Source organism: Alicyclobacillus sacchari (genome assembly GCF_004366795.1).
In the GTDB taxonomy this organism is placed as follows: Bacteria; Bacillota; Bacilli; order Alicyclobacillales; family Alicyclobacillaceae; genus Alicyclobacillus; species Alicyclobacillus sacchari.
Genome location: NZ_SORF01000029.1, coordinates 1 through 9,860 on the forward strand (window position 1 = coordinate 1; position 9,860 = coordinate 9,860).

The window sequence follows — 9,860 nt, forward strand, 5'->3', positions numbered from 1 at the left end:
TCGCGGTGGACACCCTTGCTCTTGGCTAACGGTAGGTATGTCGCCAACCCCCGTTCGGGACTTGCACCCTGGAGAGACCGCCCATGCCGGGCGTACTAAGACAAAAGGACGGCGTTTCCGCCGTCCTTTTGCTAAGGCTGTTGACACGACCACATCAACGAAACACTTTGGATTCGTTACTGCGGTACATCAACCTCCTGTGCTCATAGTATCGTCCGCTCCTTGTCCATTTATACACAAGTTACAAAAAACTTTTTGACTCAACATGTTTCCTTTCATTCACGACCTGTGTGAAACATGTCTTGACAAACCTCAAGGAACCTTGTACATTAAATATCGCGGTTTGTTGTTTGAGACATGCGGAAGTGGCTCAGGGGTAGAGCATCGCCTTGCCAAGGCGAGGGTCGCGGGTTCGAATCCCGTCTTCCGCTCCATACACGAAGATGGGGTTGAACTCAACCCCATCTTGTTTCACCTGGAGAGGTGGTCGAGTGGTTTAAGGCAGCGGTCTTGAAAACCGCCGTGTCTTCACGGGCACCGTGGGTTCGAATCCCACCCTCTCCGCCAAAAAATCGAATTGTGAAGCGGGTTCCTAGGGCATCCCTTGGAACCTGCTTTTCTGTCCGTCGACATATACTTCTACTACTTCCACCGAATTTCTGCCATCTTGCAATGCTCAGGCCCAAAGCAAACATGGTGAGATCACGCGCGCCTTAGAGCTCCATATTCTTCTTTGTAGACTCGGCCCCTCTCAACTCCAGCCAACGGCGAAACCCACCGCAATAGCTGATGTCATGAGCGCCCGGTATCTGGCCTGAAACGCAAGTGAATCCAGGAACCTGCCGTCCATCGGCCAATTCGATACTTCCAATAGCCAGCGGATAGCGAACGCTCGCCGTCAACGCACCTAGACTTGCGAGGCTCATCTCCCAGAGTTCGATCTCGATAGCCACCCCGTCCGTTTCGTGTCTGACCAGACCGGGACGCACAGGTTCCGTAGCCAGCGCATACAAGCGATAATGCGGGACTGTATTCACGGTTTCGCGATACTTAGCTCGCAAATCCAATAATTGATGGTTAAGTGCCAAACCGCGCATGTGTTGCCCGCAAACGGCCACTAGAACCTTGTCCCCGCGCCCATAACAACAGTCGTCGGTCATGTTTATGGACAGCATGGATGACGCTGCAAAGACCAGTACTTCAAAGCGCTCAGCTGGAACAAACAGCGTCACGCCGAAAGGAATCCCATCCTTCACTTGGCCAGCCGGTACCGCAATGGCCGCGAGATCGAGCAAGTTGCAATGATGCGTATATCGACCCAGATCGCGATTTTTCGCAATGGGATCTTCTCGCACTGCATCCCTCGAATACGTACCTCCAACCGTAGGCATGAGCAGGACGGTATGCTCGGTTACAACGTCGCGAACCCAACGACGCAATTCTTCCAGACGGTGGATTGCGCGAAATGCGTCACTCGCCAATGCGTTCTGACCAGAACGCAAAATCTCCTTTGTCACCGGCCAAATGTCGTCGGCATGGCATGTGACAAAATCGCCAAGGCTCGCCCAGCGTTCAGCTACCCAAGGTCCGTCATACAGCATGGCGGTAGCCTCATGGAACGGCGCAAGCTCAATTTCACGGACAACGAACCCCTGTGCAGCAACTGCGTCGATGGATCGTTCCCAGGCTCTTTGAAAGTCCGAAGCGTACGGGCCAAACCAATCCAGAGGTTCACGCGGCACCAAAACTTCCGTGGGTCCAATATGCGCGAAACTAAGAGGTTGGTTACGCAATAAATGGTCAATCAACTGAGCATCATGCAGCGACCGTGTGAAAACACTGACACAGTCCAACGATTTACACGCTGGAACCACCCCTGCCGTCGACCACGCACCAATAGGTGGCTTGTAACCGACAACACCATTGAGTGCTGCTGGAACCCGGCCTGACCCTGCTGTATCGGTTCCCAACGCGAAGGGCACGAGTCCCATCGCCACCGCTACAGCCGAGCCGCTGGACGATCCGCCGCTAATCAGATCCGACCGCCACGCATTATGGGTTTCACCATACGGACTTCTCATGCCAACCAATCCGGTTGCAAATTGGTCTAGGTTTGTCTTCCCAATAGGAATGGCTCCATTTGCAATAAGCAGTTCGACCACCCCTGCATGTTGTGCGGCCGTATAGGCAAACGTTGGGCATGCGGCAGTCGTCAGCATGTCTGCAACATCAATGTTGTCCTTGATCGCAAACGGTACGCCCCATAACGGCTTCGAATCCGTTTCCTCTCGCTTCAATTGCTCGAGATGTGGTTCAATCATCGCCATACTCGGAGGCTGGGTCCAAATATTCCACTTGCGCAGGCGCCGACTCTCTTCCACGATTTCCATACACACGTCACGCGGGCTGAGTGCCCCTGTGCGGTAAGCCCGTAGCAAATTGGGAATCGTCCAAGCACTCACGCCGACACCTCCTCAACGCCAACAATGGCACCTCCAGCTGGTAATTCCTGTCCTGGGCGCACATGCACGGTCTTGACGATCCCTCGGCAGGTGGATGCGATCGGAAATTCCATTTTCATGCTTTCAATGACGACTAAGGTGTCCCCAGGCTGTACCTGTTGCCCTGGTCGCACATGTACTTTCCATACACTACCAGGCAAATTTGATCGCACCACGGTCAATCCATCGTCCTCGCCCACGCCATCGACAACCTCCGCATGAGACTCTGAGACGTACTCTGCCAAACCAAGCTGGCGCCAACGCTCACGCTCTGCATGAAACGCAGCTTGTTGACGATGTTTAAAAGCGGTCACATCATCGTGAATCTCATCCAAAAAGGCAAGGTAAGCACCTAAATCAAATGATGTTTCCACGATTTCCAGTTCGAACTTGCCGCGCAAGAACCCCTTGCGCATGCTCTCCAACTCTTGAGCAGACACAGGATAAAACTCAACTTGGTCAAAGAATCGCAGCAACCATGGTTTGCCCGGCGCAAAGCTGCGAGTGGTACGAAATGTATTCCAAATTTGCACGGTACGCCCGAAGAGCTGATATCCTCCTGGACTCTCCATACCGTAGATACACATATACGATCCGCCAATGCCAACCGCGTTTTCAGGCGTCCACGTACGTGCCGGATTATATTTGGTCGTCACGAGTCGATGCCGCGGATCGATGGGCGTTGCGGCCGGCGCACCCAGATAGACATCGCCAAGCCCCAATACCAAGTATTTGGCGGAGAACACAATGTTCCACACGTCGTCGGCAGACGCCAAGCCGTTCATGCGTCGGATAAACTCGATATTGCTTGGGCACCATGGAGCGTCCTCGCGCACGTTTTGCTGATAACGATCCACGGCCAGTTGCACAGACGGATCGTCAAACGATAATGGCATACGCACCATGCGTGAAGGTACACGAACGGCGGCTAAGTCGGGTAGTTGACGATCAATTTCCAGAACGATGCGACTGGCCTCTTCGACCGTCATTTGCGTTCTGTCGAGATGAATTTGAAGCGATCGAACGCCTGGGGTCAAATCGATATATGGGATGCGCCCAGATGAACATATCGCATCCATCAATAGATGCACTTGAAAGCGATAGCGCAAGTTCAGTTCAAGAGCGCCAATCTCCACCAGAATGTATTCGTCGCCTGCAGCACGTACCGTAACGGGAAAAGCGTGATCGATATGCTCGTGTTGGAGGATAGATGATGCTGCCGCTGCATCATAGCTTGCAAACGGCATATCTGGCAAAGATACGGTGTAGCTTGCGTGCATCGTCTGCAGATCAGCAAGCAGAGCACGCTGTTTGGCGTCTAAAGCCCGAGCCTGTTCTAAATTGATGATTCGAAATCTCACGGTGTCGCCAGGCCGAAGTTGGCCAATCTTCCAGCGTTCGCTGGCTGCCGTGGTGACCGGGCAGACGAATCCACCAAGACTAGGCCCATCTTGCCCCAACAAAATCGGTAGATCGCCGGTCAAATTGAGTGCACCGATGGCATACGGGTTATCGTGTATATTGGAGGGATGCAATCCTGCCTCACCACCATCGTCCCGAATCCATTTCGGGGCAGGCCCCATCAGTCGCACCCCTGTACGTGAACTGTTAAAATGCACCTGCCACGATGTGTGCGTTAACTGCTCCAAATAGGTTGCTGGTAAGAACTCAGAAGTCGCATGTGGTCCAGGAATTACACCTAGCTCCCATTCATGAGTAAATTCCGGCGCTTCTATGAGGGCATCGAACGTACTGTCCACCCCCGTCGCCATGACCTTGTTTATTGCGATGACATCGCCAGGCAATAGTGACCTTCCGCCGTGACCTCCAAAACCGCCGAGGGCAAATGTCGATCCGCTGCCAAGAGTTTGCGGAACATCGAATCCTCCGCCCACAAGCAGGTAGGCACGCATGCCGGCTTTCGCATCAGAAAGCCGCAAAACTTGACCAGCCCTTGCCAACAGCGGACGATAACGGTCTACCAGTTGACCATCCAATTCGGCACTCATATCAGCTCCTGTGAGACAAAACCAGGTATCGTCGCGGAATTGATACACCCCGCCTCGCATGGTAAATTCAAGTCCACACGCGCCTTCATCATTACCAAGAAGGAGATTGCCAATTCGAAAAGATAATTCATCCATGGGCCCACTCGGTGGAACACCAACATCCCAATGTCCCAGGCGCCCCGGCCAATCCTGAAGCGTCGTGTGAAGTCCTCCATCGATTACAAATAACGCACTCTCAGCTGGATGAAAGTCGGCGAGCCACTTCGTATGCACGTGGTTGTTTTGAAATGACGCGGACGCAACGAGTGACTGGAGATAGCGCAGATTGTGTGAAATCCCGTACATGCGTGTGCCTTTCAACGCGGCTACCAACTGTTCGCACGCCATCTCACGGTTTTCCGCATGCACAATGAGTTTTGCAAGCAGCGGATCGTAAAAAGAACTAACGGTAGTCCCTGGTTCCACCCATGTTTCGACACGTGTTGCTTCAGGCCATACCACTTGGTCGATGCGACCGGCACTCGGACGAAATCCGTCCCCCGGATCTTCGGCATACAGGCGAACCTGAATACTGTGCCCCGCCGGCGCCGGTACCTGTGCAGCAAGATTGGGCATCTCATCACAAGCCTCGCGCACCATCCATTCCACCAAATCAATGCCGTACACTTCCTCGGTAACTCCGTGTTCAACTTGGAGACGCGTATTGACTTCGAGAAAATAAAATGATTCTGACGACGGCTCGTAGAGGAACTCGACGGTGCCAGCGCTTCGATATCCGACTATGGAAGCCAGATTGTGTGCAGCTTTGTGCAGGGCTTCGCGAACCTCGGTCCGAAGACAAGCGGCAGGACATTCTTCAAGAACTTTTTGGTTGCGCCGCTGCAATGTGCAGTCGCGTTCACCGATGGTTACAATCTCGCCAAAGCGATTACCAAAAAGCTGCACCTCAATGTGACGTGCTTGAGGAATGTATTTCTCCATAAACACACCCTCGTTGCGAAAGTGCTGCGCGGACAAACGTTGCACCGCGAAAAACGCCTCGCGCAAGTCAGCCTCGTCGGCACAGACCCGCATACCAATGCCACCTCCCCCCGCGGTACTTTTCAGCATCACTGGGTAGCCGATAGCTTGTGCCGCATGAACAGCTTCCTCGACGCTTGCGATGAGATCCGTCCCGGGCAACAGTGGCACGCCTGCCTCGATCGCAATGTTTCGCGCGACATGTTTGTAGCCAAACTGTTCAATCTGCTCTGGATCCGGACCAATGAAACATATACCCGTTTGCTCACACACGCGTGCGAACGAAGCATTTTCACTTAAAAATCCATATCCCGGATGTATAGCATCGGCACCCGTTTGACGAGCCGCTGCAATGATTTTTTGCATATCAGCGTACGATTCTTGTACCGCACCCTCGCCAATCCAAACGGCTTCGTCGGCGAGATCGATGTGCAAACTGCCCTCGTCGGCCGTCGTGTAAACCGCGACCGACCTAATCCCCATGCGCCGGAGGGTCCGCTCAATACGAACAGCAATGGCACCGCGATTTGCTATCAAAACTTTCTGAAACAAAACCAGTCGCTCCTTTCTGTCCGCTCACACCGAGGTCGCGGCACGTTCAGATAGACGTGTAACAACTTCAGGCTCGCCAAACCACCATTTCCACTGGCGTGGGATGATACGCATTACACGGATTATTCAACTGAGGACAATTACTAATAAGCACTCGTGTGCGACGAAGGCTTTCGATCTCGACGTAGCGTTGAGCCGCAGAAATGCCGTCGGAAAACTCTAATCCTCCTTCGGCCGTCACTGGAACATTCATGAAAAAGTTGACATTAGGTGCCAAATCCCTCTTGGACAAGCGCGGATCAAACCGGGCAATCTGGAGCATGAATGTGTCACGACAATTGTGCATGTGCACCTTGTCATGGCCATAACGAACGGTATTGCTTTGCGCTGAGCAGGCTCCACCCAAGGTATCGTGACGTCCGCAGGTGTCGGCAACGATACGGGCAAGAGCCCTGCCTGATTCGGTATAGAGAACCGTTCCGGTTGTCAGGTAAATGCTTCGTTGTCTCACAATCGTCTGCGTGGCACTGTAATGGTCAAACGGACAATCTGCATCATAGAACAGCGTATCCACAGCCTGATTGCCCTCCAGATCGACAATGCGAAGAACGTCTCCGGCTTCAAGCGTGAGCATGAGCCCTTCCCCGGAAGAAAGTATGTGACAGATATCTGCATCGGAAACATTGCGTCTACTCTCAACCCGCATTAGTGACATAACTGGCACCTCTCTCCATTTATCGATATAAGGCTGCTAATGCCAAAGTATTTTCCACCGCACGCGAGGACTCAGGAAGGAGTATGCCGGCGTCAAGTCGTCCGATCGGATGGCTCACTTCGACATCCAGCCGTACAGGCACAGCGGGATACTCCGTACGCGAATCGAGCGGATGTGGTGTGTTGGACAGGATGACGATGACGTCCATTTCTGTGCGAATGGCAAACTGTGCGCCTTGCACACAGTGATCGACATCAAAGTGCATTCCTCCGGCTTCGTCACACCAGACCTTGCTAAATACATTTACAGGGGGAACCAAGTCCCTCGCATCAAGACCATTGCGCACGAATTCAATGACGGCATTCTCGTATCCCGACTTGAACCATTCGTTCCTTTGCTCTTGGAAGGAAGTTGAGCCATACTGCATATCGATTTGTTCCCTCGTTGTAATGCCTCCGAGTGGATCGTGCCAACCCAACGAGTCTTCCGTGATCGTCGCCAACGCGCGCCCCTCGTCGCTCATCAGTACGTGGTAGCGGGTCAAGCGAGCCGTATGCTGCGCTTTCAATGTATCCGGTACATTGAGTCGCTCGGCAGGGTGATCAGCCCGATACAGCCAAAGTGCAACATTTGCACCATAGTCCAATGCCGTCAATCGAAGGACTTTCCCTTTGGAAACCCTTGCCGACCATTTTCCGCCTCCAGGTAACGTTGTGGATATAGGAAGATCACATATCATCACGTCTAGTCTCCTTTCGTGGTTAGCCGTCAAGTCGTTGTTTCTCCACAGACGATTCCGTGAACACCTGAGTGCCTTTTCGCCACCACCACCTAGAAGCCGCGAAAAACGCGAGAGCCATACCCGAGAGTACGAATTCTCCGACGAGATACTGGAATTCTTGCGTAGCGATTGCGAACGCGGTGAACAACACCACAATTCCTGGAGCCAGAGGCCACATCGGCATTCGATAAGGAGGTACTTCGTTGGCAAACTTACGGCGACTCCAAATGGCAGCGAGACCGATGAAGAAATACACCACGGTCGTGACCGTACCCGAGAAAATGATGAGCCAATTTAACTGACTGAGGAATAAAAGCACAGCAGTCGGCAGTGCGAGAAACATCACACACCAGGCAGGAGATCGAAAACGATTAATGTGACTGATGAGACGATTGGCACTTGCCCACCACAGTTGATCTCTCCCGGTTGTGTAAAACACTCGACCAAAGTACATGAAATACACAAGCATAGAGTTAAAGAGAGCGATGCAGACACCAATATCCAGAACAATCCGGAAATTCGGACCGAGAGAAGCCTGCACAGATTCAATCACAGGGCTCGGTGAGCGGAAGAATGCACCGAGATCGGGTGCTGAAATCACCGCTGACGTGAGCGGAACGACAATGGCGATCGCGGCAGTAATCGCTGCAACTCTGACCGTCCTAGCAAGCGTGCGGGGACCTCCCATCAACTCCTCCGAAAATCCAAGTGTGGCATCATAGCCGTTTATGATGTTGAATGCAGGTGCCAAGCTGGCAGCCATCATGCCCATCGTCACTGGGACCAAATGCTGTCCGACCAAAGCGACTGGATGGAAAGTTACTTGGAGCAAAGCTTGATGTGGGTGTAGCCAGGCAGCGATCGTGACTGTACCAAGAACTAATAACTCCACCGCCACCATGGCCATGGTTACGAAGGCGCCCATTTCGACACGAACCAACGCGATCGCGACAGCAATGGCCACGGCAATCAAGGCGATATATGCATCCGGTACTTGAATACTTGGGACGAGATTTTCGACAAACTGCCCAATCCCTAAAGCAATGCTGGCGGGTAGAATGACACCCTGAATGAGATAGTTGAAGAGGGCGATGAACGCCAATGGTGCGGGAAGAACAAAGCGAATGAGCGAGTACATCCCCCCCGCGACAGGAAATAGCGATCCCATCTCACCAAGGCACATCGAGATCAGCACAACGACAATCGCCAATACGGCGTCTGCACCAATGGCGAACGTGCCACCAATCGAAAAAACGCCAGAAGTAAGCAACAATACAGCCATCGTTGGAGACACATTCGCAATCGCCAGTCCCAAAACATCTCGTGAGCGTAACTTGCGACTCAGTTCTTGTCGGTATCCTAGAGTCTCTAGCCGCGCATCCTCCATCGAAAAGATTGGCTGAATCATATTCATAATCCCTCCTTCAATGACGTAATATTTCTTAACACAACAAACAACGTACAGATACAACAAAAGGGACAAAAACCCCAAGATCGATAGATCTCCCGGGCTTTTATCCCTCCGTGTCACCTCCATACAACGGAGGTGTGGCCTCTCTTGGACCAGTCCCAGTCACTGCTGCACACCGGCGGAACCCTAGAAGCCTTATGTCATTATTCATATCATGATCGACGCATATCCGCAAGACATTTTCAGAAATTCTCGATAAATTCGTCAATAAACATAACATCTAAAGGTCAAAGACGCAGTATCACCTTCTCCTGTCAGAGCAACGGCGCTACAGCGCTTCACTGGGCGATGAAGAAATTTACCCTTCGTTCCGGGGTATGAACCACTCACGCTTACTGCACTCTATACATCAAGTCAATTGCGCAACAAGTGAACGGAGTGGAAGCACGATGATTTTTCAACTGCTTCTTGATTGTCTAACTGGTGCATGGCCAGCAATCTACGAGGAGTTTTTACTGTGGATCCGCGTTGCCTCCTGATGACATCGACGCGATAATCCAGTTTTACATTTCATCGGAAGCCAGAAGTTCTCTTGTGTGAATAGATCGATACATCCGCAGATTCCCAACTACGATCACACTTCATAAGGCTTCGTCTACATCTGTCCCGCCCGTTTGCACGGTGTATGCCGTGAAATCCGGAATGGATATGGAGAGGATGACGATCGCGATGAACGACGAAAGACCACTGATCAAAACGGAGACACCGGGCGCAAGGGTCAAGTCCGAATTTGTGTGTAAATTGCCCCTACATGTAGAATGTGCTGAGTTTCGACGTGCCGCCTTTGACGGCTTTGCCTCGGCAAATCAAA

The 9,860-nt window shown here is 52.3% G+C and carries 5 protein-coding genes, 2 tRNA genes and 1 riboswitch; of the genes, 2 read left to right on the top strand and 5 right to left on the bottom strand.

Annotated elements, in window-relative coordinates:
- Positions 1 to 359: 359 nt before the first annotated feature.
- Positions 360 to 434, top strand: a tRNA-Gly gene (locus C7445_RS13780).
- Positions 435 to 477: 43 nt separating this feature from the next.
- Positions 478 to 567: transfer RNA gene (locus tag C7445_RS13785), tRNA-Ser, on the top strand.
- 146 nt (positions 568 to 713) lie between these two features.
- Here C7445_RS13785 and atzF read toward each other — a convergent pair.
- The 5 genes from atzF to C7445_RS13810 form a co-directional block, all read right to left on the bottom strand.
- Positions 714 to 2,462, bottom strand: a complete 1,749-nt coding sequence (gene atzF / locus C7445_RS13790) for an allophanate hydrolase (protein ID WP_134161241.1) — start codon at positions 2,460 to 2,462, stop codon at positions 714 to 716.
- Positions 2,459 to 6,082, bottom strand: coding sequence for an urea carboxylase (uca, locus tag C7445_RS13795; protein WP_134161243.1), 3,624 nt, complete (start codon positions 6,080 to 6,082; stop codon positions 2,459 to 2,461). Before uca ends, atzF begins: the two co-directional genes overlap by 4 nt.
- Positions 6,083 to 6,149: 67 nt before the next feature.
- Positions 6,150 to 6,797 (bottom strand): urea amidolyase associated protein UAAP2, encoded by a 648-nt coding sequence (locus C7445_RS13800; protein ID WP_134161245.1) that lies wholly within the window; start codon positions 6,795 to 6,797, stop codon positions 6,150 to 6,152.
- 19 nt (positions 6,798 to 6,816) lie between these two features.
- On the bottom strand, positions 6,817 to 7,536 hold the full coding sequence (locus tag C7445_RS13805) for an urea amidolyase associated protein UAAP1 (protein WP_134161249.1): 720 nt from the start codon (positions 7,534 to 7,536) through the stop codon (positions 6,817 to 6,819).
- Positions 7,537 to 7,558: 22 nt separating this feature from the next.
- A complete protein-coding gene (locus C7445_RS13810) occupies positions 7,559 to 8,986 on the bottom strand; it encodes an APC family permease (protein WP_134161247.1) in 1,428 nt (475 codons plus the stop codon).
- Between the two features lie 93 nt (positions 8,987 to 9,079).
- A riboswitch (guanidine-I (ykkC/yxkD leader) is annotated at positions 9,080 to 9,190 on the bottom strand.
- Positions 9,191 to 9,860: the final 670 nt, after the last annotated feature.